The sequence below is a fragment of the Stenotrophomonas sp. 1337 genome (assembly GCF_031455455.1).
GTDB lineage: Bacteria > Pseudomonadota > Gammaproteobacteria > Xanthomonadales > Xanthomonadaceae > Stenotrophomonas > Stenotrophomonas indicatrix.
In genome coordinates this window covers 64,518-91,437 of record NZ_JAVDSR010000001.1, presented here as the reverse complement: position 1 = coordinate 91,437, position 26,920 = coordinate 64,518, and the positions used below count along the sequence as shown (strand labels likewise).

At 66.6% G+C, this 26,920-nt stretch carries 20 protein-coding genes and 1 tRNA gene; 15 read left to right on the top strand and 6 right to left on the bottom strand.

Annotation, left to right across the window (positions count from 1 at the left end):
- Positions 1–240 precede the first annotated feature (240 nt).
- The 5 genes from J2X70_RS00435 (at position 241) to J2X70_RS00415 (ending at position 9,142) form a co-directional block, all read left to right on the top strand.
- Positions 241–3,600 (top strand): TIM-barrel domain-containing protein, encoded by a 3,360-nt coding sequence (locus J2X70_RS00435; RefSeq protein WP_059065491.1) that lies wholly within the window; start codon positions 241–243, stop codon positions 3,598–3,600.
- Between the two features lie 132 nt (positions 3,601–3,732).
- The gene (locus J2X70_RS00430) at positions 3,733–6,705 is read left to right on the top strand and encodes a TonB-dependent receptor (protein ID WP_309908336.1); all 2,973 of its coding nucleotides are present in this window, start codon (positions 3,733–3,735) and stop codon (positions 6,703–6,705) included.
- A 64-nt stretch (positions 6,706–6,769) separates the two neighbouring features.
- Positions 6,770–8,125, top strand: a complete 1,356-nt coding sequence (locus tag J2X70_RS00425) for a Gfo/Idh/MocA family oxidoreductase (RefSeq protein ID WP_301865753.1) — start codon at positions 6,770–6,772, stop codon at positions 8,123–8,125.
- Positions 8,126–8,264: 139 nt separating this feature from the next.
- Complete coding sequence (locus J2X70_RS00420; protein WP_309908335.1) at positions 8,265–8,684, top strand: hypothetical protein; 420 nt, start codon at positions 8,265–8,267, stop codon at positions 8,682–8,684.
- Positions 8,681–9,142, top strand: a complete 462-nt coding sequence (locus tag J2X70_RS00415; RefSeq protein ID WP_025877459.1) for an AfaD non-fimbrial adhesin — start codon at positions 8,681–8,683, stop codon at positions 9,140–9,142. The genes J2X70_RS00420 and J2X70_RS00415 overlap by 4 nt, the downstream gene beginning before the upstream one ends.
- Before the next feature lie 51 nt (positions 9,143–9,193).
- Here the strand turns inward: J2X70_RS00415 and J2X70_RS00410 are convergent.
- Positions 9,194–9,270 (bottom strand) — tRNA-Arg (locus J2X70_RS00410).
- A gap of 149 nt (positions 9,271–9,419) precedes the next feature.
- Between J2X70_RS00410 and ubiA the strand changes: the two genes are divergently transcribed.
- Together ubiA and J2X70_RS00400 are read left to right on the top strand one after the other, a co-directional pair.
- On the top strand, positions 9,420–10,313 hold the full coding sequence (ubiA, locus tag J2X70_RS00405; protein ID WP_080149621.1) for a 4-hydroxybenzoate octaprenyltransferase: 894 nt from the start codon (positions 9,420–9,422) through the stop codon (positions 10,311–10,313).
- A gap of 176 nt (positions 10,314–10,489) precedes the next feature.
- On the top strand, positions 10,490–11,914 hold the full coding sequence (locus J2X70_RS00400; protein ID WP_309908334.1) for a TIGR00366 family protein: 1,425 nt from the start codon (positions 10,490–10,492) through the stop codon (positions 11,912–11,914).
- Positions 11,915–12,015: 101 nt separating this feature from the next.
- Here the strand turns inward: J2X70_RS00400 and J2X70_RS00395 are convergent, their stop codons facing one another.
- A complete protein-coding gene (locus J2X70_RS00395; RefSeq protein ID WP_309908333.1) occupies positions 12,016–13,680 on the bottom strand; it encodes an AMP-binding protein in 1,665 nt (554 codons plus the stop codon).
- A 310-nt stretch (positions 13,681–13,990) separates the two neighbouring features.
- Here J2X70_RS00395 and J2X70_RS00390 point away from each other — a divergent pair, with 310 nt between their 5' ends.
- Entirely contained in the window at positions 13,991–14,158 is a 168-nt protein-coding gene (locus J2X70_RS00390; protein WP_309908332.1) for a hypothetical protein, read from the top strand.
- Between the two features lie 54 nt (positions 14,159–14,212).
- On the opposite strand, the gene J2X70_RS00385 is transcribed toward J2X70_RS00390, so the two are convergent.
- Positions 14,213–14,839 (bottom strand): YiiX/YebB-like N1pC/P60 family cysteine hydrolase, encoded by a 627-nt coding sequence (locus tag J2X70_RS00385; protein ID WP_309908331.1) that lies wholly within the window; start codon positions 14,837–14,839, stop codon positions 14,213–14,215.
- A gap of 207 nt (positions 14,840–15,046) precedes the next feature.
- On the opposite strand from J2X70_RS00385, the gene J2X70_RS00380 reads away from it, so the two are divergent.
- The 4 genes from J2X70_RS00380 to J2X70_RS00365 all read left to right on the top strand — a co-directional run bounded on the left by J2X70_RS00380 (position 15,047) and on the right by J2X70_RS00365 (position 19,635).
- Positions 15,047–15,571 carry a hypothetical protein gene (locus J2X70_RS00380; RefSeq protein ID WP_059065466.1) on the top strand — a complete coding sequence of 175 codons (525 nt, stop codon included), beginning with the start codon at positions 15,047–15,049 and terminating at the stop codon, positions 15,569–15,571.
- A 53-nt stretch (positions 15,572–15,624) separates the two neighbouring features.
- Positions 15,625–16,200, top strand: coding sequence for a hypothetical protein (locus tag J2X70_RS00375; RefSeq protein WP_223483019.1), 576 nt, complete (start codon positions 15,625–15,627; stop codon positions 16,198–16,200).
- A gap of 114 nt (positions 16,201–16,314) precedes the next feature.
- Positions 16,315–18,039, top strand: coding sequence for a peptidoglycan-binding protein (locus J2X70_RS00370; protein WP_059065464.1), 1,725 nt, complete (start codon positions 16,315–16,317; stop codon positions 18,037–18,039).
- Between the two features lie 177 nt (positions 18,040–18,216).
- Positions 18,217–19,635: a TPM domain-containing protein gene (locus tag J2X70_RS00365; RefSeq protein WP_309909044.1), complete on the top strand. Its 1,419-nt coding sequence runs from the start codon at positions 18,217–18,219 to the stop codon at positions 19,633–19,635.
- Between the two features lies 1 nt (position 19,636).
- Here J2X70_RS00365 and J2X70_RS00360 read toward each other — a convergent pair whose 3' ends face one another.
- The 3 genes from J2X70_RS00360 to J2X70_RS00350 form a co-directional block, all read right to left on the bottom strand.
- Positions 19,637–20,308, bottom strand: a complete 672-nt coding sequence (locus J2X70_RS00360; RefSeq protein WP_309908330.1) for a VOC family protein — start codon at positions 20,306–20,308, stop codon at positions 19,637–19,639.
- A 118-nt stretch (positions 20,309–20,426) separates the two neighbouring features.
- A complete protein-coding gene (locus J2X70_RS00355) occupies positions 20,427–21,506 on the bottom strand; it encodes an alpha/beta fold hydrolase (RefSeq protein WP_309908329.1) in 1,080 nt (359 codons plus the stop codon).
- A gap of 16 nt (positions 21,507–21,522) precedes the next feature.
- Positions 21,523–22,350 (bottom strand): AraC family transcriptional regulator, encoded by an 828-nt coding sequence (locus tag J2X70_RS00350; protein WP_309908328.1) that lies wholly within the window; start codon positions 22,348–22,350, stop codon positions 21,523–21,525.
- A gap of 193 nt (positions 22,351–22,543) precedes the next feature.
- On the opposite strand from J2X70_RS00350, the gene J2X70_RS00345 reads away from it, so the two are divergent.
- From J2X70_RS00345 to J2X70_RS00335, 3 genes are all read left to right on the top strand, one after another.
- Complete coding sequence (locus tag J2X70_RS00345) at positions 22,544–22,918, top strand: hypothetical protein (protein ID WP_309908327.1); 375 nt, start codon at positions 22,544–22,546, stop codon at positions 22,916–22,918.
- A gap of 144 nt (positions 22,919–23,062) precedes the next feature.
- The gene (locus J2X70_RS00340) at positions 23,063–25,468 is read left to right on the top strand and encodes a TonB-dependent receptor (RefSeq protein ID WP_309908326.1); all 2,406 of its coding nucleotides are present in this window, start codon (positions 23,063–23,065) and stop codon (positions 25,466–25,468) included.
- Complete coding sequence (locus J2X70_RS00335) at positions 25,468–26,769, top strand: aminotransferase class V-fold PLP-dependent enzyme (RefSeq protein WP_309908325.1); 1,302 nt, start codon at positions 25,468–25,470, stop codon at positions 26,767–26,769. Before J2X70_RS00340 ends, J2X70_RS00335 begins: the two co-directional genes overlap by 1 nt.
- The last annotated feature ends 151 nt before the right edge of the window (positions 26,770–26,920 follow it).

Genomic DNA, 26,920 nt, shown 5'->3' with positions numbered 1-26,920 from the left:
CGGTAATGACTTTCCTCGCGTGGCATCACTCTGGAAACGAAAGAAACCGCCGGATGCCGTATCGCACAATGCTTAACAGGCACCTGCAAGCGATTACACAAAGTATTGCGCCGCAACAACTTTCGTTTCATGTAAATATATCTTCCTTTTTCCTTTCAATTTGTTGACATCTTTCGAATCGCTGCCCTAGAGTCGGCCCAACCGCTTTCGAAACGCCCGGTGAACGGGTTGGGAGTCCGTGTGGAAATCTGCGTTCGTCGTTCGCCACTGCTGCTGGCCCTGTTGCCGGCACTGCTGTCGGCGTCCCTGTCGGCCCAGGCCGCACCGGTCGGCAACCTGCGCTCGGTCAGCGCCAGTGCCAGCACCGACGGTGTAAATGGCTGGGACCTGCAGACCGACAACGGCACGCGCATCCGTATTGAACTGCCGGCCACCGACATCATCCGCGTACAGGCCGGCCGCAACGGCAAGCTGACCGGTGCCGGCGACAAGGCCGCGCCGATCGTGCTGCCACAGCCCAAGGCCAACGTGCAGGCACAGCTGGAAGAAGACGCGCAGGAGATCCGCGTGCGTACCGCTGCACTCGTGCTGCATGTGCAGCGGCAGCCGTTGCGCCTGCGCCTGGAGCGCCTGGACAACGGCCAGCCCACCGCGCTGTGGCAGGAACTGCAGCCGCTGGACCTGGATGCCGCGCAGAGCGTGCAGGTGCTGTCCTCGCAGGCCGATGAAGGCTATTACGGCGGTGGCCAGCAGAACGGCCGCTACCAGTTCAAGGGCCGCGAACTGGACGTCTCGTACTCCGGCGGCTGGGAAGAGGGGGATCGCCCGAGCCCGGCACCGATGCTGCTGAGCAGCCGTGGCTGGGGCATGCTGCGCAATACGTGGAGCGATGGCAGCTACGACCTGCGGCAGAGCGACCAGGCCACCCTGCTGCATCGCGAAGACCGCTTCGATGCGTACTACTTCGTTGGCGCCGACCTGCCGAAGCTGATCGAGCGCTACACCCAGCTGACCGGCCGCCCGAACATGGTCGCGCGCTGGGCGCTGTCCTACGGCGATGCCGATTGCTACAACGACGGCGACAACAGCAAGAAGCCCGGCACCGTGCCCGAGGGCTGGAGCGACGGCCCGACCGGCACCACCCCCGATGTGATCGACAGCGTGGCCAAGCAGTACCGCGCCAATGACATGCCCGGCGGCTGGATCCTGCCCAACGATGGCTATGGCTGCGGCTACAAGCAGTTGCCGGAGACGGTGAAGGGCTTGGCCGGGTACGGTTTCCGCACCGGCCTGTGGACCGAAAACGGCGTCGACAAGATCGCCTGGGAAGTGGGCAAGGCCGGCAGCCGCGTGCAGAAGCTGGACGTGGCCTGGACCGGCAAGGGCTACCAGTTCGCGATGGATGCCAACCGCCAGGCGTTCAACGGCATCCTCGACAATTCCGATTCGCGCCCGTTCCTGTGGACGGTGATGGGCTGGGCCGGCATCCAGCGCTATGCCGTGGCCTGGACCGGCGACCAGAGCAGCAGCTGGGACTACATCCGCTGGCATGTGCCGACCCTGGTGGGTTCGGGCCTGTCCGGCATGGCCTACGCCAGCGGCGATGTGGACGCGATCTTCGGCGGCAGCGCCGAGACCTTCACCCGCGACCTGCAGTGGAAGGCGTTCACCCCGGTGCTGATGGGCATGAGCGGCTGGTCGTCGAATGCGCGCAAGCACCCGTGGTGGTACGACGAGCCCTACCGCAGCATCAACCGCGATTACCTGAAGTTGAAGATGCGCCTGACCCCGTACATGTATGGGCTGGTGCATGAGGCTGCGCAGACCGGTGCACCGCCGGTGCGTGGCCTGATGTGGGACAACCCGCGCGATCCGCACGCGCAGGATGAAACCTACAAGTACCAGTTCCTGCTCGGCCGCGACCTGCTGGTTGCACCGGTGTACCGCAGCCAGGCCGCCAGCCGTGGTTGGCGCCGCGACATCCACCTGCCCGCCGGCGGCTGGATCGACTACTGGGATGGCCGCCGCGTGCAGGCCGCCGCCGATGGCCGCCAGCTGGACCGCCAGGTGGACCTGGCCACGCTGCCGGTGTTCGTGCGTGCCGGTGCGATCCTGCCGATGTACCCGTCGATGCTGTTCGACGGCGAGAAACCGCTCGATGAAGTGACCTTCGACCTGTACCCGCAGGGTGATTCGCAGTACACGCTGTACGAAGATGACGGCAACACCCGCCGCTACCAGCAGGGCGAATCGAGCACGCAGCGGATCAGTGTGCAGGCGCCGGCACAGGGCAGTGGCCCGGTACAGGTGCAGATCGATGCGGTACAGGGCCAGTACAACGGCCAGCTGGCACAGCGCCGCTATGGCCTGCGCGTGCTCAGCCGGCAGGCGCCGCGTGCGGTGCAGGCCGCTGGCCGCGCGCTGCCGGCGCTGGCCGACGCGACCGCATTCAACAGCGCCAGCGAGGGTTGGTACTTCGATGCCAAGGAGCGTCGCGGCACCCTGCATGTACGCACCGCGGCGCAGGACATCCGCCAGCCGCTGCAGCTGCAGCTGGACTTCGCCGTCGCCGCAGCGGCCGCCGACGATGCCTATCCGGCTGCACCGGTGCTGGGCCGCGAACTGCCGGCCGACAGCCTGCTGGTGGCCAACCGCCCGGCCGAAGAACCCGGCCATGCGCTGGAAAATGCCTTCGATGATGATCCGGCCACCTGGTTCCGCAGCGTGCGCAACCAGGCCGTGCGCACCGGTGCCCATGAGTGGGTGATCGGTTTCGGCGAACGGAAGATGATCGATGGCATCGACATCGCGCCGCGCAACGACAAGAACTGGAAGCACGGCCAGGTGCGCGACTACGAGGTGTACCTGGGCGACAGCAACGGCGAGTGGGGTGAACCGATTGCCCGCGGCCACCTGCAGCTGAAGGAAGGCACGCAGCGCATCGACTTCCCGGCCCACGCCGGCCGCCTGCTGCGCTTCCGCGTGTTGAGCGTGCAGAACCCCGAAGGTGACGGTGCCTCCAGCACCGATCCGATGGTGACCGCTGCACAGGGCAGTGCGCGTGCCTTCGACGCGCTGCAACCGCGCGACGTCGGCCCGATTGCGCTGTCCACCTTCCACATCCTCGAACACCAGGAACCGGAGCGACCGGCCCGGCAGCGCTATCTCTCCGAGCTGCCGGTGCCGGCCGCGCTGGCCAGCCAGGTGCACGCCGACAAGGCGTTCACCGGCGACGCCGGCATGCGCATGAACGGCCTGCAGTTCCGCCGCGGCCTGGGCGTGTCCGCCAACAGCCGCATCGACCTGCGCCTGCAGGGGGGATGGCGCCTGCTGCGTGCCGACCTCGGCATTGACGACGCCTGCCGCACGGCCGGTGGCCTGCAGTTCCAGGTCTGGGGCGACAACCGCCTGCTGTATGACAGCGGCCTGGTGAAGGCACCCGGCGTGGTCAAGCCGGAGCTGGACATCCGTGGCCTTTCCACCCTGAGCCTGCGCACGCTGGGTGCGCAGGGCAGCCAACCCGCCCAGGTCTGTGCCAACTGGGCCAACGCCGTGCTGATCGGCCAGGAGGGCGACTCCGCCAGCATCGTCGCCCCATGACCGCCACGTAACACCGCTCCTCCCCCGCCCATTCCGACTACGGCTTCACCACGACGGTGGGAGCCGTGGCCCGGGAGCGTTTTGCCCGCCGATCCACCATTCGCGCCGCACCCCTGCCAGGAGAGAACCCCGATGTTGCCCGCCCGCCACCGCCCCCCCTGTCGTTCGATCGCACCGCTGTCGCTGGCCATCGCCGGCGTGCTGCTGTCGGTCGCCGTTCCTGCCTTCGCCCAGGAGAGCAAGGACAAGGCCACCGACCTGGCCCGCATCGAGGTCACCGGTTCCAACATCCGCCGCACCGACGTTGAAACCGCCTCGCCGGTGCAGGTGATCAGCAAGCAGGACATCCAGAACATGGGTGCGCGCACGCTGCTGCAGGTGCTCGACAACCTGCCGGCCGCCCGGCCAGCGCAGCAGGATTCGCGCTCGCTGTTCACCGGCTCCGACGGCGCTTCGCAGGCCAACCTGCGCGGCCTCGGCGCACAGGGCACGCTGGTGCTGTTGAATGGCCGTCGCCTGTCGTACTACGGTGCGCCGGCGGGCTTCCAGACCCAGTTCGTCAACATCGATGCGATTCCCGCCGCCGCCATCGAACGCATGGAAGTGCTGACCGACGGCGCCTCGGCCGTGTACGGCACCGACGCGGTGGCCGGCGTGATCAACGTGATCACCAAGCGCAACTTCCAGGGCGCGGAGATCAGCTTCACCAACGACACCTCCTCGCGCATCGATTCCTACGGCGAGCGCCAGGCCAGCATCACCGCCGGCTTCGGTGACCTCACCGAGAACCGCTTCAACATCTACGGCGCGGTGAACATGTACCGCCGCGACGCGATTCCGCTGGCCGACTTCTATGACAAGCGCCCGGACCAGTACTACGTCAACAACCCCAACTACCTGAACAACCTGCGCCTGGGCGTGGGCAGCAAGCCGGGCGAGTTCAACCCGGGCAGCTATTTCGCGTTCGATCCGGTGACCGGCCGCCGCGTGCAGGAAGCCGCGCCGGGCTGCAAGAACGTGCTGACCAGTGAAGCGGCCGGCCCGCGTTGCGTCTGGGAAACCTGGATGAACAACGAGATCGACGCGGGCGCCAAATCCGAGCGCAACACCGCCTACCTCAACGGCACCTTCCTGGTGGGCGACAGCACCGAGATCTTCGCCGAGGCCACCTATACCGATATCGACCTGCGTGCCAACGGCGGTACCCCGCGCAGCTACGGCACCACCACCGGCAACCCGACCAGCTGGTTCTCGCGCGATACCGGAAACAACGTCAACCAGTTCCTGTATCCGTTCCTGGGCCCGAACAACGAGTACAACCACGCCAGCCCCGAGCTGAAGGCCATGATGGGTGGCGTGGTCGGCCTGCAGTACCTGCTGCAGGATGCCGGCGCCAACTACTTCGGCCAGCGCAACACCGACAAGAGCTACCGCGTGCTGACCGGCGCGCGTGGCAACGTCGGTGACTGGAACTGGGAAACCGCGTTCGCCACCGCCGGCACGCACTCGACCACCTACCAGACGATCAACGTCAACGTGAAGGGCTTCGAGAAGGCCTTCGGTCCTTACAGCATCGACCCGGGCACGGGCCGTGTGATCATCTCCGATCATCCGGCGTACAAGTTCGGTGAGATCAGCGAGGCCAACGCCGCACTGATCCGCGGCGCCTTCCCGACCTTCGACATCCAGTCGTGGACGCGCCTGCATACCCTGGACGGCAAGATCGAAGGCCCGCTGTTCCAGCTGCCGGCCGGTGACATGCGCGCCGCGTTCGGTTTCAACGCCAGCCGTGAAACCTTCTACACCCCCGGCAACGCCGACGCGGCCGCCGGCCTGATCACCCAGCAGGGTGGCTCGTGGTTCGACGGCGCGCGCAACACCTATGCGCTGTTTGCTGAAACGGTGGCGCCGATTACCGAGAAGCTGGAGCTGGACGCGGCCGTGCGCGTGGACAAGTACCCGAACTTCAGCGCCAACGTCGCGCCGAAGATCGGCTTCAAGTACCAGGCGTTCGACCAGCTGATGCTGCGCGGTACCTATTCCACCGGCTTCCGCGCACCCAGCCTGGCCGAGTCCGGCAACGGCGGCGTGTACGCGCAGCTGGGCGGCTACCGTGATGAACTGCGCTGCGCCGAGACCAACGCCATCGCCAACCTGCTGCTGAAATCGCAGCGCGGCGGTGATGTCGACCTGGGCAAGAGCCTGCTCAACGTAGACTGCAGCCGCACCGTGGCGCGCATGACACAACCGAACCAGGACCTGAAGCCGGAGAAGGCGAAGATCGCCACGCTGGGCTTCGTCTACGAGCCGGCCAGCTGGCTGTCGGTGTCGGCCGACTATTGGTTCATCTACCGCGACAACGAAATCGTTGCTCCGGACTACCGCCGCGCTGAAGACATCATCTCCTCGTCGCGCTCGCCGATCACCGACAGCGACCGCGCCAACCTGGCGCAGCTGGCGGCGATGTGCGCCGACCCGGCAAGCGGTGTGAGCTGCCCGGGAACGCTGCCGGGCTACTCGGCCGGCAACGTGGCCAGCGTGGTGGGCCAGTACAAGAACCGCGGCAAGACCCTGATCGATGGCTTCGACATCGATGCGCGCAGCCGCTTCTCGCTGGGTGAGTGGGGCGGGCTGAACATCGGCCTGGCCGCCACCATCGCCAACCGCAACCGCTTCTACATGGATGAACAGAACGGCTGGTACTACGGCGACGTGGTGGGCTATTACAACAACCCGCGCCTGCGTGCGACGCTCAATGCCGACTGGACCTACAAGCAGGTCACCACCAGCATGTTCGTCAACTACGTGGGCGGCACCAAGTGGGCCACCGACCAGATCGACGAAGAAAGCAACAACAAGGAAACCTGCACCGGCGGTTACCTGGCCCTGGAAAAGAGCAAGTGCGATGGTGCACCGTCGTGGTGGACCGCCAACATGAGCGTCACCTGGCGCCCGGATGACGCGTGGAACCTGAGCTTCACCGTCAAGAACCTGTTCAACCGCCTGCCGTTCTACGATCCCAACAGCTTCCTGGGTGACTCCAGTGACTACGCCACCATCTTCGGTCGTGGTTACAGTGTGACCATCGGCTACCGGTTCAAGTAATTCCGTTTGCGTGACCCGGCGCGCCGGCCCAGGCTGGCGCGCCTTCAAGAGGAGAGTGTTTGCCATGAAGCGTAGGGAATTCATCGCGGCCAGCGCCGCTGTCGCCGCCAGCAGCCTGCTGCCGCAGACCCCGGCATGGGCACGTGGCCGCAAGGTACGCCTGGCCGTGATCGGTACCGGCATGCGTGGCCTGGTGCTGCTGAAGGAACTGGTGCGCCGCGACGACGTGGAGGTCGTTGCCCTGTGCGATATCGAGCCGATCATGCTCGGCCGCGCCGTGGACATGGTCAGCAAGGCGGGCAAGCCCGCGCCGAAGACCTACGGCCAGGACCGCGACATCAACGCCTGGAAGCGCCTGCTGGAGCAGAAGGGCATCGATGGCGTGATCATCGCCACGCCGTGGGAGTACCACGCACCGATGGCGATTGCCGCGATGCAGGCCGGCGTGGCCGTGGGCTGCGAAGTGGTGGCCGGCATCACCCTGCAGGATCACTGGGATGTGCTGAAGACCCAGCTGAGCACCGGCACCCCGTACATGCTGCTGGAAAACGTCTGTTACCGCCGTGACGTGATGGCGGCCCTGCAGATGGTGCGGCAGGGTCTGTTCGGCGAACTGGTGCACCTGCAGGCCGGTTACCAGCACGACCTGCGCGGGGTGAAGTTCAACTCCGGCGACCCGAACCAGCCCTACGACAGTGGCGTGGAATTCGGCCCCAAGGGCTGGAGCGAAGCACGCTGGCGCACCGAACACTCGGTGGAGCGCAATGGTGAGCTCTACCCCAGCCACGGCATCGGCCCGTGCGCGATGTATACCGGCATCAACCGCGGCAACCGTTTCACCCACATCAACGCATTCGCCACCAAGGCGCGTGGCCTGCACGAATACACCGTAGCCAAGAGTGGTGGTACCACCCATCCGAGCACCAAGGTGAAGTTCAAGCTCGGCGACATCGTCACCACCACGCTGGCCTGCGAGAACGGCGAGACCATCCTGCTGCAGCACGACACCTCGCTGCCGCGACCGTATTCGATGGGCTTCCGCGTGCAGGGCACCAAGGGCCTGTGGATGGACGTGAACCATTCGATCCACATCGAAGGCCGCAGCCCGCCGCACCAGTGGGAAGAGTTCAAGAAGTACCAGGACCAGTACGAACATCCGCTGTGGAAGCAGAATGCCGATACCGCTGCCAGCGCCGGCCATGGCGGCATGGACTGGTTCGTGATCCATGCGTTCGTGGAAGCGCTGAAGGCCAAGGCGCCGATGCCGATCGACATCTACGACGCAGTGACGTGGAGTGCGATTACCCCGTTGAGCGAGCAGTCGATCGCCAACAGTTTCCAGACGCTGGAGTTCCCGGATTTCACTGCGGGCCTGTGGCAGAAGCGCAAGCCGATTTTTGCGTTTGACGGAAAGTACTGAGGTCTACACCCTTCCACGCTGTGACGGAGACGCCGGGTATTGCCCGGCGTTGCTGTATGTGGCGCCCCCCTGCCAAGCCCATGTTAGGCTCGGCTTCGTGCCGGACAGTTGATGTCAATCGACAGAGAGGAGCTGCCTGATGCGCCTGCTGACCTTCACCTGTCCACTTTGCGGCGCTGCCGGGCAGCGATTCCCGCTGCTTTCCGCATCGAGACGGCAGGCGAAGACGGCATGCAGGGGATGTGGCGTGGTGCTGCGCTCGGATCCCCGTTTGGGACTGCATACGCTCTACCTGCTTTATACGCGGATCGTCGTACTGCTGGCTGCATTGCCCATGATCTCGGCGTATGCCTCGGGCCGATGGTTCTGGCTGGCTGCGATCTGGGCCGTGGTGTTGGTGTTGTCTTGGTTCCCCGGCGTGATCAGGCACGCACGAAGTCCGATCGTGCGCGCCTGGCGCGATCCCGATTACAGCTATGCGCGCAGGCCGGGCGCCACCACTACGCGCGCCGCTGCAAACTCTGGGCAGGGTAGCGATGTGCCAGGTGCCAGCCCATGATCCGACCGATCATTCTCCTCCTGACCGCAAGCCTGGCCGCGTGTGCATCGCACCCGGCCGATGCCGTGCAGTGTCCCGAGGCCACGATCACCTACGTCGGCAGTGAAACCGTGGATGCCGTGGTCCTTGGCAGGTTCCAGATCACTACGGAGGGATCGCAGGCACTACGGCTGCCACTGGCCAGCGTGGATCGGCAGGCGCATGCACACGCGGTATCGACCGATATCCGCGACGAACACGGTCTGGCCTGGCGTCCCTTCAGTGTTGTTCTGGAAGAGCTCAAGCCGCCGGCGGCGGACCTGGTGGTTGCACGTGGTGAGATTGAAACCTTCCTGTACGACGGCAAGGGCGCCTTCCTGCCCGGTGCCGTGCAGAAAGGGCAGGAGCTTTCCATCCTCGTGCGCGATCTTCAAGGTTGCGCACATCGCTCGATGCCGTTCGCTCCTGAGCCGCGTTGACGTGGAAGCGCAAGCGAGAGGCCTGGAGTGACGGGTACGAGCAGAGAAAGATGGCGCGCCCGGAGGGATTCGAACCCCCGACCAATGGCTTCGGAAGCCACTACTCTATCCGGCTGAGCTACGAGCGCGTGGTGGAACCGCCGCGCCGTCGGCCAGGGCCGGGGCGGGCATCGCAACGCAATGAGGCGGTGCGGGATGGGCATTCTATCCAGTTTCGCCGCACAAATCTCCCCCCGCCGGCAAAGTCGGTCCGAAGGCACAGGAGTATCCTAGTGTCATGGCTGATACCCCCCTTTCCGCGCCGCATCCGGCGCCGACGCCGCGCTGGCGTCATTACTGGAGTCTGATGCGCGCCGATCGCCCGATCGGCACGCTGCTGCTGCTGTGGCCCACCTGGTGGGCATTGTGGCTGGCTGCGGGCGGCCTGCCGCCGCTGTGGACCCTGTTCGTGTTCACCGCCGGCGTCTGGCTGACCCGTTCGGCCGGTTGCGTCATCAACGACTACGCCGACCGCTGGCTCGACCCGCATGTGGAACGCACCAAAGCGCGGCCGCTGGCCACCGGTGCGATCAGCGGCCGGGCGGCGCTGGCGCTGTTCGCGGTGCTGATGCTGGTGGCTTTCGGCTTGGTGCTGACCCTGAACGGCCTGACCATCGCCCTCAGCTTCATCGGCGTGTTCCTCGCGGCCAGCTATCCCTACCTGAAGCGCTACACCCATCTGCCGCAGGTCTACCTGGGCATGTCGTTCGGCTGGGGCATCCCGATGGCCTTCGCCGCCGTGCAGGGCGAGGTGCCGATGCTGGGTTGGCTGCTGTATGCCGGCAACATCCTGTGGTCCACCGCCTACGACACCTGGTACGCCATGGTCGACCGCGAAGACGACCTGAAGATGGGTTCGCACTCCACTGCGATCCTGTTCGGCGATCTGGACCTGGTCATCCAGGGCGTGCTGTACGCGCTGTTCCTGGCCACGATGGCGCTGGTGGGCGTGCGCGGCGGGCTGGGTGGGTACTACCTGGCCGGCGTAGCGGTGGCCACGCTGCTGGTGGTGTACGAGTTCTGGATCTGCCGCAACCGCGAGCGTGGGCCGTGCTTCAAGGCCTTCCTGCACAACAACTGGGTGGGTGCCGCGCTGTTTGCCGGTATCGCCGTGGATCTGGCGCTGCGTTGAGAAGACCGCCGGGCATGGCCCGGCGCTACCCGGCGCCCATGTGCACGGATCAGAATCCTCGGCCGAACTGGTAGCGCCGGGCCATGCCCGGCGGGCGGCCACCTACGACCAATAGGTGGCTGACAGCCCGCACCCCACCGCCCAGAATCAGGCCATCGAACCTGGGAGGGTAGGCAATGGCCTCGACGGCAGCAGTACAGGACGGCTGGATGGCGCGCGCCGCGCTGCGCTCGGCCGCCTGGGCGGAAAAGTGGTTCCCCGATGCGTATGTATTCGCGGTGCTCGGGGTGGTCATCGTCGCGCTGGCGGCGATGGGCTTCGGCGCCACCCCGCAGGCTACCGCCAGCGCCTTCGGCGACGGCTTCTGGAGCCTGATTCCCTTCACCATGCAGATGGCCTTCGTGGTCATCGGTGGTTATGCGGTAGCCACCGCACCGGTGGTCGCGCGCTTCATCGACTACCTGGCCCGGGTGCCACGCACCGGTCGTGGTGCCGTGGTGTACGTCGGCCTGGTCAGCATGCTGGCCTCGCTGCTCAGCTGGGGCTTCTCGCTGGTGTTCGGCGGCCTGCTGGTGCGCGCGCTGGCCCGCCGCACCGCGCTGCGCATGGACTATCGGGCTGCCGGTGCCTCGGCCTACCTGGGCCTGGGCGCGGTGTGGGCGATGGGCCTGAGTTCGTCGGCGGCACAGCTGCAGGCCAACCCGGCCAGCATGCCGCCGGGGTTGGTGGAGATCACCGGCGTGCTGCCGTTCACCGAAACCATCTTCCTGTGGCAGTCGATCGCGTTGACCTCGGTGTTGATCGTGGTTTCGCTGCTGATCGCCTGGCTGACCGCGCCGGCCGCCGGCAGTGCGCGTACCGCCGAAGATTTCCCCGGCGCGGCGCAGGCCGAACCGGAGCCGCTGCAGCGCCGCACCCGCCCGGGCGAATGGCTGGAGTACAGCCCGTTGTTGACCGTGCTGCTTTCGCTGCTGGCCTTCGGCTGGCTGTTCAACGAGTTCGCCAACAAGCCATTGGTCAGCGCGATCGCCAACCTCAACACCTACAACTTCATGTTCATCTCGCTGGGCCTGCTGCTGCACTGGCGCCCGCGCAGCTTCCTCAACGCGGTGGCCAAGGCGGTACCGAGCACCACCGGTGTGCTGATCCAGTTCCCGCTGTACGGCGGCATCGCGATGATCCTCACCCACGCTGCCGGTGGCGACGGTCAGACGCTGGCGCACCGGCTGTCGAGCCTGTTCGTGCACGTGGCCAGCACCGATACGTTTGCGTTGGTGATGGGCGTGTACTCGGCGGTGCTGGGCTTCTTCGTACCGTCCGGTGGCGGCAAGTGGATCATCGAAGCGCCGTACGTGATGCAGGCCGCGAACGAGCTGAAGGCGCACCTGGGCTGGGCGGTGCAGGTCTACAACGCGGCCGAAGCGCTGCCGAACCTGATCAATCCGTTCTGGATGCTGCCACTGCTGGGCGTGCTCGGCCTGAAGGCCCGCGACATCGTCGGCTTCACGTTCATCCAGCTGCTGGTGCACATCCCGCTGGTGCTGGGGTTGCTGTGGCTGCTGGGCATGACCCTGGCCTACGTGCCGCCGGTGATGCCGTAGCGCAAGCACGGGGTCATGTGGGGCCAGAGCCTCTCCGCTGGAGAGGATCCGACCCCGGGGTCAGATCCCTTTCGAAGGACGGGCTCTGACCCCGGAGACCCTCAGCCAGCCGGCGCCAGTTTTTCGATCTCGGCCTTGCGCAGCAGGAAGCGCTGCAGCTTGCCGCTGGGCGTCTTCGGTAGTTCCGCCACGAACGCCACCTGGCGAGGGTACGCATGGGCGGACAGCCGGCGTCGCACATGCTGCTGCAGTTCCTGGGCCAGCGTGTCGCTGCCGCTGAACCCAGCGCGCAGGATCACGAACGCTTTGACGATTTCGGTGCGCTCTGGATCGGGTACGCCGATCACCGCCGTTTCCGCCACCGCAGGGTGTTCCATCAGCACGCTCTCCACATCGAATGGACCGATGCGATAGCCCGACGAGGTGATCAGGTCGTCCGAGCGGCCGATGAAACTGATCGAGCCGTCGTCCTCGCATTCCACCGAATCACCGGTGAGGTAGTAGCGATCGCCCAGCGCCGGTGTGTCGGCACCGTAGTAGCCGGTGAACCACATGATCGGCGACTGCTGCAGGTCCACGGCGAGGATGCCGGGCGTGCGCGGCGGCAGTTCGTTGCCGGCATCGTCCAGTACCGCCACGCGGTAACCGGGCATCGCAAAGCCCGATGATCCCGGCCGCACGGCGTGGTCCAGTGCGTGGTGGTTGTTGACCACCATGCCGGTCTCGGTCTGGCCGTAGTGGTCGAGCACCGTGGTGCCCAGATGGGCGGCGAACCAACGGGCGATCTCCGGGTTCAGCGGTTCGCCGGCGCTGCTCACCACCCGCAGCTTGCCGTTGATGGCCGCACTGGCCTCGGGCCCGGCGGCGATGATCTGCCGGTACGCTGTGGGCGAGCCGGCAAGATTGGTGACACCCAGCCGCGCGACGATGTCGTTCAGCCCCTGCACGCTGAAACCGGCTTCGCTGAAGGTGGTGGCCTGGCCCTGCAGCAGCGGGCCGATCACGGCGTAATACAGGCCATAGGCCCAGCCGGGATCGGCGATGTTCCAGAACACGTCCTCTGGGCGCAGGTCCACGGCCAACTGCATGTAACTGGCAAAGGCCAGCAATGCGCGCAGCGGCACCGGCACGCCCTTGGGGCTGCCAGTGGTGCCGGAGGTGGACAGCAGTGCCATCAGCGCATCGCCGCGCAGCATCACCGGCGCGAAATCAGGTGTGGCATCGGCCGTGCGTGCGGTCCAGTCGATGTCGCCGGCACGTAGTGTCTGCTCCGGTGCCAGGAGGGTGGCGACCGGCGGGCAGCCATTGACCTCGTCCAGCTTGCTGCGGTTTGCGCTGTCGGTCACCACCAATGCGGTGCGCCCGGTTTTCAACCGTGTTTCGATGGCCTTGGGGCCGAACGCAGTGAACAGCGGCTGGTAGATCGCACCCACCCGCCAGGTGCCGAGGATCGTCGCCAGCAGGTCCGGTGTACGCGGCAGCAGGCCGGCCACCACATCGCCCTTGCCGATGCCCTGCGCGGCCAGCACCTGGGCAACACGCGCAGAGGCATCGCGCAGGTCCTCGAAGGTGTACCGATGCAGGGCACCGTGGGCGTCCACCCAGCGCAGCGCCAGCGCATTGCGGCCGCAGTGGCGGTCGCAGCACTCCACGCAGGCGTTGATGCCGGTCTGCAGGTCACCGTGCAACCGTCGCTGTCCGCGCTCGATGCTGAAATCGGCCAGTGCCTGTTCGTAGGTGGGGCGTGCTGCAGTGTCGCGGGCCATGCGCATCTCCGGGGTGACGTCATTCCGACGATAGGCGGCGGCCCTGCATGCTGCAAATGGGACCATGGGCGTAGGCCGCCGCTGCGCGCGCCGCGGCGGGCAGGCACGCTGAATGCGTTCGTTTCCGGCTGCAGCATGACGACATGCCAAACCCGCATGAATCCTTCAGTCGCTTGTGCCGCAAGGGCTGGCGCCGGTTCATTCACGCACGTACACATGGGTGTAGCCCGCTCACAACGCATGGTTAACCCATCGCTGCCGACGATGGCCCCGTCCACCGCATTCCGCGCGTGGCATTTGGAGATCGGACATGGCACAGCAGAACCAGAACCCGAACCAGAAGCAGCAGGGCCAGCAGAACCAGCAGGATCAGCAGCAGGGGCGCGGCCGCGACCAGCAGCAGCAACAGCAACAGCAGCAGGAACAGCAGAAGCGCAACCAGAACCAGCAGCAGGGCGGGCAGGACGAGGAAGAGTGATCCTGGCAGCCGCCATCCATCACCGACGAAGCCCCGCCCCGCGCGGGGCTTCGCTTATTCCAGCACGCCGATCCGCTGCAGCACCGGTGCTGCAGCCATGTCGTTGGGGTTGGTACCGGGCAGGCCCTGCGGCACCTCCATGCCCATGCCGCGATACAGATCAACCCAGTGCCGGGAGATCTCACCGGTCTGCGGATTGCGGAAGTTCATCGGCTGCAGCGCGAACACATGGTGCGCACGGAACGCGCGCTCGATGAAATCCGAGCAGTAGTAACTGTCGTCGTTCAACACGTAGGCAGTGTTGTACGGTTTGCCCAGCATCGTGCGCGCGGTGGCCACGGCATCGGCGATGGCATTGTCCGGCGGCGCACGCAGGCGATAGACCACGATCTGCCGCTGCTTGCCTTTCGCGTCCTCGCGGAACTGTTCCAGCGTCTGCCGGCGCGAGCCCTTTTCATCGGCGTGCAGCACCTCCCAGCCCTGCGGTGCGGAAGCCACCAGCGCGACATGGTCGAAACTCGGCGCGCCTTGTTTTCCGGTCGCATCGTCGATGGCCGCACTCAGGCCGCCATGGCCGGCGGTGACGAACAGCACGACGCCTTCCTGGACCTCCAACGCGGCCACCGAGCAGGGCCACAGCGCAGGTACCAGCAGGGATAAGACAAGCAGGAATACGCGCATCGGGCCAGGGTCAAAGCGGGGGGGCGGGGTAGTCTAGCGGCAGCCGCGACGACGATGGCTTCAATAGTAATGTGATATCCATCTCATTTCTGAGTGTCGGGATATTCCTGACAGCGTGTGTTGAAACTGAATTGACAAAGGCATGGCTATCCTTGCCTCCCTTTCGCGCCGGAACCGCGCGCGACCGCCCGGAATCAGGAGGATCCCGTGAACCAGCTTCGCCCCGTTGCCCTGCTTGCCCTTGCGTTGGGGCTTGCGCTGTCGGGCTGCAAGCCCGCCCCGCAGGCTGCCCCCGCCGATGCCGCCGCACCCGCTCCGACCAGCACGGCTGCAGCCACGACGCCCGTCGCACCGGGCGCCACGACCGCGGCAGAGGCCGCTGGCAACTGCCCCCATCCGGTCTTCGACGAGTTCCTCAAGCACTTCGGCAACGAGATCGCGTTGCAGGAAACGTCCACGGCCGATCCGCTGCTGGACAGCCACATCGATGCCGAAGCCGAGCCGGAGCCGCGCAAGGTGGAGGAGAAAGTGCCACTGGCCAAGGTCGAATGGCCGGTGATGCCGGATCCGGCCACGCTGCAGCGGCAGGGTCGCCAGATGCAGGTCACCCGTCTGCCTGACGGACAGGTGCAGGTGCAGATGCGCACTCCCGATACCAGCGACCAGCAGACCTACACCTTTGCCCAGAAGCCGTGCTGGCAGCTGGTCAAGCGTGAGGACGAATCGATCTGATCCTCCGCGCGACCGCCTGCGGGGGTCGCGTGGTTCACCCCAAGGAGCATCGCATGCGCCTGTTTCCCGTTGCCCCCGTGCTGGCCCTGATGCTCGCTGCCTGCAGCGGCCCGGAGGCATCCGCGCCGGCGGCGACCCCTGCTTCTTCGAACCCGGCAACGACACCGGCCGCACCTGCCGCCGCGGCCGCATCCCTTCCCACCTCCCCTACGCGCGATGAGACCGGCATGCATATCGATTGCCAAGGCACCCGCCTGCACCTGGCGGCCCTGCCCACCCAAGACACGGACGCTTCCCGGCTGACCACGCTGGAAATCGAAAAGGACGGCACACGCCAGGCCATTGCCGTACCCAAGGAAATGGACGGCTACACCGCCGTCGGCCTGGCCTGCGTGCAGGACCGGAGCGGCACGCCGTATTTCGTCGTGCAGTACGGTGAACTGCCGTTCGGCTGCAGCTTCTGCGAGTGGTACTACCTGTACGACGCCAGTGGCCGCCAGCTGACCCACAGCACGCCGCCGCTGCGTGGCACGGAAGGCGATGAGCAGGAGCCCAACAACGACGAGTACGAGAAGCTGATCGACACGCTCGGCATCAAGCACCCGGAGGTGAACTACATCGAAGACTGAGCGCAGCGGCAGGACGTCGCATGTGCGCTGCGAGCGCAGTACCGCAACACCGGAAGTACCAGGAGCAGTACCCCTTAAGGAAATTCCCTTTTTCATAGAATGGATAGCACAGACATGGCAGACATCTACCAGGACATGGTCCAGCCCCGCGGGGCGGCCTACAGCAGTGACCGCATCAAATCGTGGAGCCACTACCGCGAGCCGATCGACCAGAGCGACGGGCGCCTGCACGGGAACTCCCGCCGCTGGGGCGATGCAACCCCGGAGGTGCAGTCACGGGTGATCGACACGCTCATCGAGTCGGCGCGCGAGAAGGGACTGACCCCGCGCGAAACCGCACACGTACTGGCCATCGCCCGCGTGGAATCGGGATTCAACCCCGATGCTGCCGCAGGCACCACCTCGGCCTCGGGCCTGGGCCAGTTCATCGACAAGACCGGCAATCACTACCACCTCAACAACCGTAACCGCTTCGACGTCGGCGCCCAGTCCGATGCATTGGTTGACCACTACATTGACAACCGCAACCTGGCACACAAGCGCGGCCAGGGCGAGGAGTACATCTACAAGTACCATCACGATGGTCCGACCCGCGACTACGGCGGCCTCAACCTTTCCGAAAAGAAGGTGATGCCATACGTGGACAGGTACGAGCAGTTCGTGGAGCAGCGCCTGGCGCAGACCCACGGCCAGTCCCATGGTGGCCAGACCGCAGCCGCCGTGGGCGCCGCTGCACAGGCGCAGGCCAAGCCGGCAGCGGCACATGCTGAAGGCCAGACCCGCAACTTCGAGCAGACGATGCAGGTGATGCTGCCCCCGCAGAACGGGGTCAAGCCGCACGTTACCGGTGAGTTCGGCGAACACCGTGCGCACAAGCCGCACGGCGGCACCGACTTCAACTACGTCGGTGGCCAGCACGGCCGCAACCTGCAGCATCCGACCGTCAATGCGCCGATTTCCGGCACGGTGACCTTTGTCGGTGGCGACTACGGCACGGTGAAGATCAGAGATGCGCAGGGCAACTCGCACGAGATCCTGCACCTGCAGTCGACCCAGGTGAAGGAGGGCCAGCCGATCAAGGCCGGCGAACCGATCGGCACCATGGGTGGGCGTGGCCCCGGTGGTGCAGGGCAGTATGCCCAGCACGTGCATTACCAGTTGAAGGATCCGCACGGCAAGCTGGTCAGCCCGCAGGATTTCTGGGACCAGGGCAAGCTGAAGGAAACCGGCAAGGGTGGCCATGCGCACGATGGCGACCACGGCGGTGTACTGCGCCAGGGCGCCAAGGGCGAGGAAGTGACTGCCATGCAGAAGGAGCTCAACCGCTTGGGCGTGCGCGACAGCCACGGCAACCGGCTGAGCGAGGATGGCAACTTTGGTGCCAATACCCGCGATGCGCTGACTGCCTACCAGAAGCAGCATGGGCTCTCCGCCGACGGCGTGGCCGGTCCGGCCACGCTGGGCAAGCTGGCCGAAGGCCGCAGCCATGCCGAGGCGGCGCCGAAAGGGCCGCAACTGGGCGACAAGGCGCATCCGGATACGCCGCTGCACAACGCGATCCGCGGCCACATGCCGGGCATGATCTGCAACGAGATGGCCGCCCATGTGACTGCCCAGGCCAAGGCCGCCGGCATCGATTCGCCGGAGAAGCTGCAGGGCGTGACCTTGCAGGATGGCAAGGCATTCGTGATGGGCACCGTTCCCGGCTTCCGCACTGCGGTGGACATGACCCAGACGGCGCCAAGCGTGCAGGAGACCAGTGCTGCACTGCTGGCCAAGCATGAGCCCTCGCAGCAGCACGTACAGGACGAGCAGCAGCGAGTGGCCATGGGCCGTTGACCGCCGCCTGACAAGAGGTGTGTGGCAAAGGAGGCCGGCCGGGGCGACCCGGCCGGCTTTCCCTTTCCGGGGTGAGGAAATACACGGATGCCGTTCCGAAGCATGTGTACCACCGTCATTGCCGAGCAACGGGTCGGCCCCACGTCGTGCTCTGCACGTGCAGAGCGCGGCAGCCCCATGAGCCCGGTGCCGCAGGCGCGCGTTGCCAGGCCGTGGGCATGGCTTGCACTGCTGCTCTGCCTGCTGCCGCTGCCGCTGCTGGCGCTGGCGGCAGCCCCGGTCCCAGCGTTGAATGACCCGGTGGTGGACACCGCCAATGCGCTGTCCGCCAGCACCCGCGCCGCGCTGCGCGAGCAGGCATTGCAGCTGCAGGCACGCAAGGGCGCGCAGCTGCAGGTGCTGGTGGTGCCCAGCGTTGGCGAGGAAGGCATCGAAGCCTATGCGCAGCGGGTCTTCGACCAATGGCAGCTGGGCCGCGCCGGTGTCGATGATGGCGTGCTGCTGCTGGTGGCGGTGCAGGATCGGCGTGTACGCATCCAGACCGGCTATGGCCTGGAAGGCACCATTCCCGATGCCTACGCCGCGCGCATCATCGACAAGGCGATCGTGCCGCGGCTGCGCGAGGGAGACCTGGACCAGGGCGTGCTGGACGGCACCCACGTGCTGGTTGCGCTGGTCGACGGCGAGCAATTGCCGCCCTGGGAAGATACGCCAGCACGCAACGTGTTGCCCGCGGACTGGCGCACGGGGGATTCGGTCGTCGCGCTGACGTTGTTGGCGGGCTTCCTGGCCGGTCTGTGGCGATCGCCACCGCGTCTGCTGGCGACCAGGACCGAAGCCGATTTCATCGGTAACCGCCGCGAGCGGCGGCGCAAGGCACTGGCAGCCAATGCGACGATGCCCAGGTCAACGTGGCCGACATTGCCTGCATGGGGCAGACCGCTGCTGGTGACGGCGGTGATCGCCGCGGGGGGGCTTTCTGCGTCGCTGCTGCTGCCGCGCCACGTGCTGCCGGCGTTGGTCTTCGTGCTGCTGCCCGCCGTACCGGTGGCAACCCTGCTGGGCTGGTGCTGGCGTCGCAGCGGCGGCGTACGCATCGTGCTGTACGGCATGCTGGCCGTCAGCACCGGCTTCTTCGCGGTGATGCTGGTGCGCGGCCAGTTGCCGCCCAGCCTTGCGCTGCACACGCTGCTGAACCTGGCAGTCGGCATCGCCGCCATGCTGGTGTTCTTCCTGGTGCAGGCCGGTCGTGCGCGTTGGCGGAAGAACCGCAACAGCTTCGCCATCCGCCTAGTGGTGCTGGTGCTGCTGACCGGTGGCTATGCGCTGGGCGCGCTGCTGGCCATCGACCGTGCCGGCGACGAGAACGCCCGCGTGCTGGCGACGATCGTGTCCAGCATGGGCACGCTGTTCCTGTACTTCATCTGGGTGTTCACTCTGCTGCCCGGCGAAAAAGCCCGCGGCGGCCGGGGGGCGTCCAGAGGCTACCGCTCCTCGTCCAGCACCTCGTCGTCCAGTGCGTCCTCGAGCAGTTCCAGCGACTGGTCCGGTGGTGGCGGCCGCAGCGGAGGCGGTGGCGCCTCGGGCAGCTGGTAACTCAGGCCGCCTGCACCCGCCAGCCCAGCGCGGCATCGTGCAGCTCGCCGCTGCCGCTCACATCGGCCACCTGCAGCTGCAGGCCCTGCGCGTTGGGCAGGTCCTTCTGCTCGGGGAACCAACGGCGATCGGCAGCGACCACGATCAGCAGGCCCTCGTCATCGCCCATCGGCGCGAACTGGGGCGACGGCGGGCTGATCGGCCGCAGGCCGAAGCACTGGTTGGATTGTTCACGCACCGCATCGACATCATGGCTGGGCAGGCCGACCTCACTCAGGCAGGTCAGTTCGCTGCCATGGAAGGCGCCAGTGCGGTCGCTGGCCGGCAAGCGCCTGCGGCCGATCAGTTCCAGGATCAGGCCATCGGGTCCGGTGAAATACACCGACTGCGACTGCCAGCTGCTTTCCAGTGCGAAGTAGTCCAGCCCTTCCGGATTGCATTGCAACGGCGTGCGTGCACGCAGCCAGCTCATGGCGTCGGCGAAGCGGTTGTCCGGCACATTGAAGGCCAGGTGCACGCCGCCTACCGGACGGCCATTCGCCGGTTGCAACTGGATCGTGCTCCAGCCAATGCGGACCTGGTCGCCGGCCACCTCCAGCTGCAGCACGTCGCGGAAGTACGCGGCGACGCTGGCAACATCGGATACCGGCAGAGAAAGATGCAACAGGCGCATGATCGATCCTCCGTGGAGCGCTGGGGGCAGTGTAGTCCCGCGCACCTTTGCGCCGCGTCATCACCTGTGCAACGAATCGTTGTTGCCAGCCCTGGCATCGAGCCGTGCTCGACTGTCTTCAGCGCAAGGCTTCCCTGAAAAAGCGCACCGCGTCTTCCACCGCCACCGCATGCGTCTGCTCCTTCGATACCGCAGTCATGCACAGCGCCTGCAGCCGCTCATCTGCCAGCGGCGTGCAGGCAGACAGGAAATCGTAGTGGCCGACACCGGGCAGCGCGTGCAGCGTTGCTTTCGGAATCAGTGCCGCCGCCACATCACCGTTGGTCGCTGGCGGCGCCACTTCATCCGCTGAACCCAGCACGATCATCACCGGCTGTCGCAACGCCTTCAGCTGCTTCGGTGCAAACGCCTGCACGATGGCGGGCGCCAGCACGAACACCGCGCGCACGCCGGCAATCGAACGATCATCCTGCGCATGCTGCACGTACGGTTGCAGTTGTGGTGACGCCGCCGCAGCAAGACGCGCCGCCATCGTATGCGCGGCCGCTTCCTGCTGCGGCCTGCACACGCCGTCGTCCGGGTGCGCCTGGCAGAACGCCAGCAGCCGCGTCATGTCCGGCCGTGCGCCGGCGCTGAGCAGTGCGGTGAAGCCACCGGCGGAATAACCCACCACGCCCAGCCGCGACGCATCAACATGTGGCCCCAGCTGCGGGTCGGCCTGCACGGCCGCCAGCGCCGCCTTCAGGTCGTCGGCGCGCAGCCAGGTCAGCACGCTACCGGCCAGCGTCATCTCATCGGCGCCGTTGTTGCCGGGGTGGTCCACGGCGATCACCAGGTAGCCAGCCCGCGCCAGCGCGGTGCCCAGCCACCCCATCATGCGCGCGGTGCCGCCATTGCCATGCGACAGCAACAGGGTTGGCAGGCGCCCGCCGGCAATGGGGGCGTCCTTCGCCGCGCGCCCCACCTCGAACAGCGGCGTATCCGGTGGCCCGACTGTCAGCGGCGTTTCTTCGCTGCCTGGCATTGCCGGGTACCACACGGTGAAGCGCAGCACCTCGCGCTGAGCACCGTCGCGGATCGCCGCGCTGTTCAGCGTTGTCACGCCATGACGTTCACCGGCAATGGTGGGAGCGGCCGCCATCGCCATCGGCGCCAGAGCAGCCAGCAGCAGGGTCAACATCCATCGTGTCGCGCGCATCATCGGTTTCTCCGGGTCAGTCAGGACGGTGATCGACCGGCAGCCAGATCTCCACGCCGCCATGGCCGGTATGCTCGTCGAAGCGGGTGTCGTAGCGTTCAAGATCCGGCGCGTTGGCCAGGTGGAGGCTGCTTGCCGGCAGGTACTGGTCCAGCAGCCAGAACCAGGTCGAGCGGATGCTGGAGATATGGCCGCCATGCCAGGCCACCAGGTAACGGCGCGCAGGCACATCCACCCGCTGCCAGTGTGCAGGCACCGATGGCAGTGCGTTCACCGGCAAGGCTGCGATGTAGTCGAAGCCACCCTCGTCGTCGCTGTTGCAGCACACACCGAAACTGACCGGCGCCGGTGTTGGCCATTCGCGGTTGAGCTGCGCCCACTGCCCGGGAATCGCACCGCCGCTGTCGCGACTGTGGCGCATGCCGATGCCGGCCACCTGGAAGGGCGTGCAGTCGATCAGCCTGGGCGCCTCGGTGCAGGGCTGTGGCGCGTCGTCGAGGCGGATCGCGTGCACCAGTGCCAGTTCCTGCAGGCCCCGCTCGCGCACGCGCTCCGGGGTCTGCCCGAACTGCTCGCAGAAGGCACGGGTGAACGCGGCATGCGTGCTGTAGCCGGCTGCCAACGCCACCTGCAGGATGTCGCCGGCACCGTTGGCCAGCTGTTGCGCGGCGGCGGTCAGGCGACGTCCACGCAGGTAGCGCACCACCGAGGTGCCGGTGCGGGCCTGGAACAGGCGTGACAGGTGGAAGGGCGACAGTCCGGCGGCTGCCGCGATGTCGGCCAGCGCCAGCGGCTTGTCGGCATGGCTTTCGATGTACCACAACGCTTTGCCGGCTGCGCTCATCGCGCTGTCCCTCGTTCGAATGCCGGGCAGCGTACCGGATCGACGGGGTGGGGCGCTTAGCAGTTCTTGCGCCGGCAGGGCTTTGCGTTGGCCGTTGCACCGGCAACAATGCGGTCTTCATGGACACGATCGAGGCCAGGGACATGCCGGAAGTCACCGCTATCAGCCAGACCGCGCAGATCGCCGCATGTTGATGATCATTGCGATTGCCCTGCTGCCGGCGCTGCTGCCACTGGCGCTGCTGGTGCTCATGTGGCGGCGGGCACCGCGCTGGCGCGGCGACCCCTGGCTGTACCGTGTGATGTTCTCATTGCTGGCAGCACTGCTGGCGCCCACGTTGTTGATGGCAGGCCATGGCGGCCTGCCGTGCCCCACCATCGGTGGCCTTGTGCTGGTGCTCATGGACCTTGAGTGGATCGGCCAACTGCAGGTGAACCTGATTGCCTTCGGAACCGAGGACACTGCCATCCTCTCCGCGCCTTTCCTGTTCGTTTTCGCGATCGCGCTGGTCATCCCGCTGCGCACGGCGCGGCCCGCCGTCTTCGGCTTCGACGACGACACCGCATAGCGCAGAGCCCGGCATGGGCGGCGGCTGCACCTCCAGCGGTCGCAACTGTCGTCTCCACGTCATCGCTGCTTCACATCCCGCCCCGAGACTGCGCGCCTTGTCCAGGTCCCACCTGGCCCTGTCGTGCCTTCCCGGAGTCCTGCCGTGCATCGTTCGAAGCTGTCGCGTTCCATCCTCCTCGCCCTTGGTCTGGTCAGCGCAGGAGGCGCGATCGCTGCAGATGCCGGAACGGCAGGCACCAGCAGCGGTGGCAACGCCGCTGCGCCCACCCAGCTCGATGCGATGCTGGTCACCGGTACCCGTGCCTCCAACCGCACCCAGTTTGAAACCCTGGCGCCGGTGGACGTGTTCACCAAGCAGGACATCCAGTCGGTCGACTCCACCGACCTGAAGGACGTGCTGGCGCAGCTGGTGCCTTCGTTCGTGGTGCAGCGCCTGCCGATGGCCGATGGCCAGGTGTTCGTGCGCCCGGCCACGCTGCGTGGCCTGTCGCCGGACCAGACGCTGGTGCTGGTCAACGGCCGCCGCTTCCATCGCAGTGCGTTGCTTGGCAACCGCGGCGCACAGGCTGCCGACCTGGCGCAGATTCCGACCAGCGCCATCAAGCGCATCGAAGTGCTGCGCGATGGCGCGTCGGCGCAGTACGGTTCGGATGCCATCGCCGGTGTCATCAACATCATCCTGGAGGACAGCCCGGGCACCGAGATCACTGCGGGCTATTCGCAGTACGCGCAGGGCGATGGCGGCTCGCGCGACTTCAGTGCGCGCACCGGCTGGGCGCTGGGTGACTACGGCAGCCTCGCCCTGTTCGCCGAATCGTCCAACTCCGACGCCACCTCACGCACGCGCCAGCGTCCCGACGCCATCGCCTTCCAGGCCGCGCATCCCGAACTGGACGTGCCCAACCCGGTGCAGCGCTGGGGCCAGCCGGAGCTGGAAAGCCGCCGCGTAGGCTTCAACCTGAAGGCCAATGCCAGCGACACCCTGGAGCTGTATGCCTTCGGCCTGTACAGCCACAGCGACGGCGTCAGCGATTTCAACTGGCGCAACCCCGATACCACCACCGGCGCGTACCGTACGACCAGCATCTTCCCGGGCTGGAACCTGCGCTCGCTGTATCCGGTGGGCTTCAGCCCGCAGTACGGCAACACCCAGAACGACCTGCAGCTGGTCGCGGGCCTGCGGGGTGAGATCACGCCCAAGCTGCGCTGGGACCTGAGCGCCTCGTATGGCCGCAATGCCATCGACTACAGCCTGGACAACTCCATCAACGCCTCGCTGGGCCCGGACAGCCCGACCTCCTTCGACCTCGGCCGGCTGACCCAGACCGAGAAGAACGCCAATGCGGACTTCAACTACGAATGGGACGTGGCTGCGCTGTCGAAGCCGGTCAACGTCGCCTTCGGTGCCGAATTCCGCCAGGAGACCTACCAGGTGCGCGCCGGCGACCCGGCCTCGTATGCGGTGGGCCGTGGCGCTGCGGCGGGCCTGGAAGCCAATTCCAATGGCGCGCCGGGCTTCTCGGCCAGCCAGGCCGGGCAGTGGAGCCAGCGCAGCAAGGCCGCCTACGTGGACATGGAAGTGCCGCTGGGCGAGCGCTGGAGCATCGGCGCGGCCGGTCGCTATGAAGACTTCTCCAGCTTCGGCAGCACGGTGGATGGCAAGCTGTCGGCACGTTTTGCGATCACCCCGAACGTGGCGCTGCGCGGCACGCTCTCCACCGGCTTCCGCGCGCCCACGCCGGCCCAGCTCAACACCACCAGCACCACCCAGGGCCTGGACACGCGCACGCTGCAGATCTTCACCAGCGGCCGCCTGTCGCCCAGCGATCCGTTGGCGCAGCTGCTGGGTGCCAAGCCGCTCACCCCGGAAGAATCGCGCACGGCCTCGCTGGGCCTGACCTGGCGCACCGACCTGGGCCTGTCCGGGTCGGTCGATGTCTACCGGATCACGCTCAGCGACCGCTTCAGCCAGTCGGCCAGCTTCGCCATTCCGGCCGGCACGCCGAACCCGCTGGGCTATACCTCGGTGAACTACTTCACCAACGATTTCGACACCACCACCACCGGCGTGGATGTGGTCGGCAACTACCTGCGCGACCTCGGCGCAGGGCGGATGACGCTGACCCTGGCTTACAACTACAACCAGACCCGCGTCGACAACGGCAGCACCTCGGTGGCCACCAACGAAACCCAGCGCGTGCTGTTCGAAGACCGCCTGCCCGAGCACAAGGGCAGCTTCACCGGCAGCTGGGACGTCGGCGCGTGGTCGTTGATGGCACGCGTGCGCTATTACGGCAAGTGGACCGACTCCACCGGCAATGCCACCGGCGACATCTACCAGCAGTTCGGTGCGATGACCTTCCTCGACCTGGCCGTGGGCTATCGCATCAACGAGCACCACAGCCTGCGCGTGGGCGCCGACAACGTGTTCGACCGCTACCCGGACGAAGCCACGTTCCAGGCCAGCCGTGGCCTGATCTATTCGCGCAACGCGCCGTACGACACCGATGGTGCCAACGTGTACGCGCAGTACCGGCTGAGCTTCTGATGGACCGCAGCCGCCGCTCCCTGCTGCGCGCAGGTGCGCTGTTGCCGGCCAGTGCAGCGCTTGCCGCGCTGGCTGCTCCGACGGCCGCGCGCTACGCTGTGCCGATGGACATTCCTGCACCTTCCACGACGCCGGATGTGCTGGCCCGTGACGAGTCGTACTGGTCCGCCGTCGCCAGCCACTTCGACATTACCGATGAAGTGAACCACCTGGAGAACGGCTACTGGGGCGCGATGGGCAAGCAGACCCTGGCCAGCTACCAGCGGCATACCGCCGAAGTGAACCGGGGCAATGCCTGGTACGGTCGCCACGCGTTCCCGGCGCAGTACCTGGCCGTGCATCGGCAGGTGGCCGACATGCTTGGCGTCGGCGCCGACGAGATCGCGCTGACCCGTGGCGCCACCGAAGCGATGCTCGCGCTGATCGGCGGCTACAACCGGTTGGCCGCGGGCGACCAGGTGCTGTACGCCGACATCGACTACGACAGCATGATCAACGCGATGCGTTGGCTGCAGCAGCGTCGTGGCGTGCAGGTCGAGCGCATCGCACTGCCGGTGGCGCCCACCCATGAGCAGATCCTGCAGGCCTACGATGAGGCATTCGCGCGCCTGCCGCGCCTGAAACTGGTGCTGCTGACCCAGGTCAGCCACCGCCATGGGCTGGTGCTGCCGGTGGCCGAGCTCGCCGAGCGTGCGCGGGCGCGCGGCATCGACGTGATTGTCGATGCCGCACATGGCTTTGGCCAGATCGACTACGCGGTGCCGGACCTGAAGGCCGATTTCGTTGGCATCAACCTGCACAAGTGGATCGGCGCACCGGTGGGCGTGGGCGCGATGTACGTGCGCAAAGGACGCGTGGCCGACCTGGATCCGTACATGGGTGAGACCGACGACGGCCGCGTGGGCAGTCGCGTGCACACCGGCACGGTCAACTTCGCCGCCTATCTGGCGCTGCCGGAGGCCATCGCGCTGCATCAGCGCATCGGCGCAGCGAACAAGCAGGCGCGGCTGCGCTACCTGCGTGAGCGTTGGACGGTGGCGGCGCGGCAGATGGCGCATATCGAGGTGCTGTCGTCGCCGGATCCGGCGTTGGCCAGTGCATTGGCCAGCTTCCGCCTGCGTGGCCATGCCTCGGTGGAAGACAACCTGGCGCTGCAGAAACGGCTGCTGGATGAACATCGGATATTCACCACCCATCGCGATGGCCTGGACTCCGGCGCCTGCGTGCGGGTGACACCATCGGTGTTCACCCGCCCCGCGCAGATGGATGCGCTGGTGCAGGCGTTGGCCGCGCTGGGGTAGTGCCGGCCGCTGGCCGGCAACCTCATGACCGTAGTGTGCATGCCGTTGGCGGCCAGCGGCCGGCACGACCAGGCGCAACACCCATCCACGCATGGCGTGAACGGGCATTGCCAACCAAGGTTGGCATCTACCGGAACAGGCCCAGTAGATC

Coding starts and splice junctions, on each gene's coding strand:
- J2X70_RS00390 (WP_309908332.1), top strand. CDS start 13,991: ATGGCACAGCAGAACCAGAACCCGAACCAGAAGCAGCAGGGCCAGCAG.
- J2X70_RS00370 (WP_059065464.1), top strand. CDS start 16,315: ATGGCAGACATCTACCAGGACATGGTCCAGCCCCGCGGGGCGGCCTAC.
- J2X70_RS00365 (WP_309909044.1), top strand. CDS start 18,217: ATGAGCCCGGTGCCGCAGGCGCGCGTTGCCAGGCCGTGGGCATGGCTT.
- J2X70_RS00335 (WP_309908325.1), top strand. CDS start 25,468: ATGGACCGCAGCCGCCGCTCCCTGCTGCGCGCAGGTGCGCTGTTGCCG.
- J2X70_RS00420 (WP_309908335.1), top strand. CDS start 8,265: ATGCGCCTGCTGACCTTCACCTGTCCACTTTGCGGCGCTGCCGGGCAG.
- J2X70_RS00375 (WP_223483019.1), top strand. CDS start 15,625: ATGCGCCTGTTTCCCGTTGCCCCCGTGCTGGCCCTGATGCTCGCTGCC.
- J2X70_RS00385 (WP_309908331.1), bottom strand. CDS start 14,839: ATGCGCGTATTCCTGCTTGTCTTATCCCTGCTGGTACCTGCGCTGTGG.
- ubiA (WP_080149621.1), top strand. CDS start 9,420: ATGGCTGATACCCCCCTTTCCGCGCCGCATCCGGCGCCGACGCCGCGC.
- J2X70_RS00415 (WP_025877459.1), top strand. CDS start 8,681: ATGATCCGACCGATCATTCTCCTCCTGACCGCAAGCCTGGCCGCGTGT.
- J2X70_RS00345 (WP_309908327.1), top strand. CDS start 22,544: ATGATCATTGCGATTGCCCTGCTGCCGGCGCTGCTGCCACTGGCGCTG.
- J2X70_RS00355 (WP_309908329.1), bottom strand. CDS start 21,506: ATGCGCGCGACACGATGGATGTTGACCCTGCTGCTGGCTGCTCTGGCG.
- J2X70_RS00430 (WP_309908336.1), top strand. CDS start 3,733: ATGTTGCCCGCCCGCCACCGCCCCCCCTGTCGTTCGATCGCACCGCTG.
- J2X70_RS00425 (WP_301865753.1), top strand. CDS start 6,770: ATGAAGCGTAGGGAATTCATCGCGGCCAGCGCCGCTGTCGCCGCCAGC.
- J2X70_RS00360 (WP_309908330.1), bottom strand. CDS start 20,308: ATGCGCCTGTTGCATCTTTCTCTGCCGGTATCCGATGTTGCCAGCGTC.
- J2X70_RS00395 (WP_309908333.1), bottom strand. CDS start 13,680: ATGGCCCGCGACACTGCAGCACGCCCCACCTACGAACAGGCACTGGCC.
- J2X70_RS00400 (WP_309908334.1), top strand. CDS start 10,490: ATGGCCTCGACGGCAGCAGTACAGGACGGCTGGATGGCGCGCGCCGCG.
- J2X70_RS00350 (WP_309908328.1), bottom strand. CDS start 22,350: ATGAGCGCAGCCGGCAAAGCGTTGTGGTACATCGAAAGCCATGCCGAC.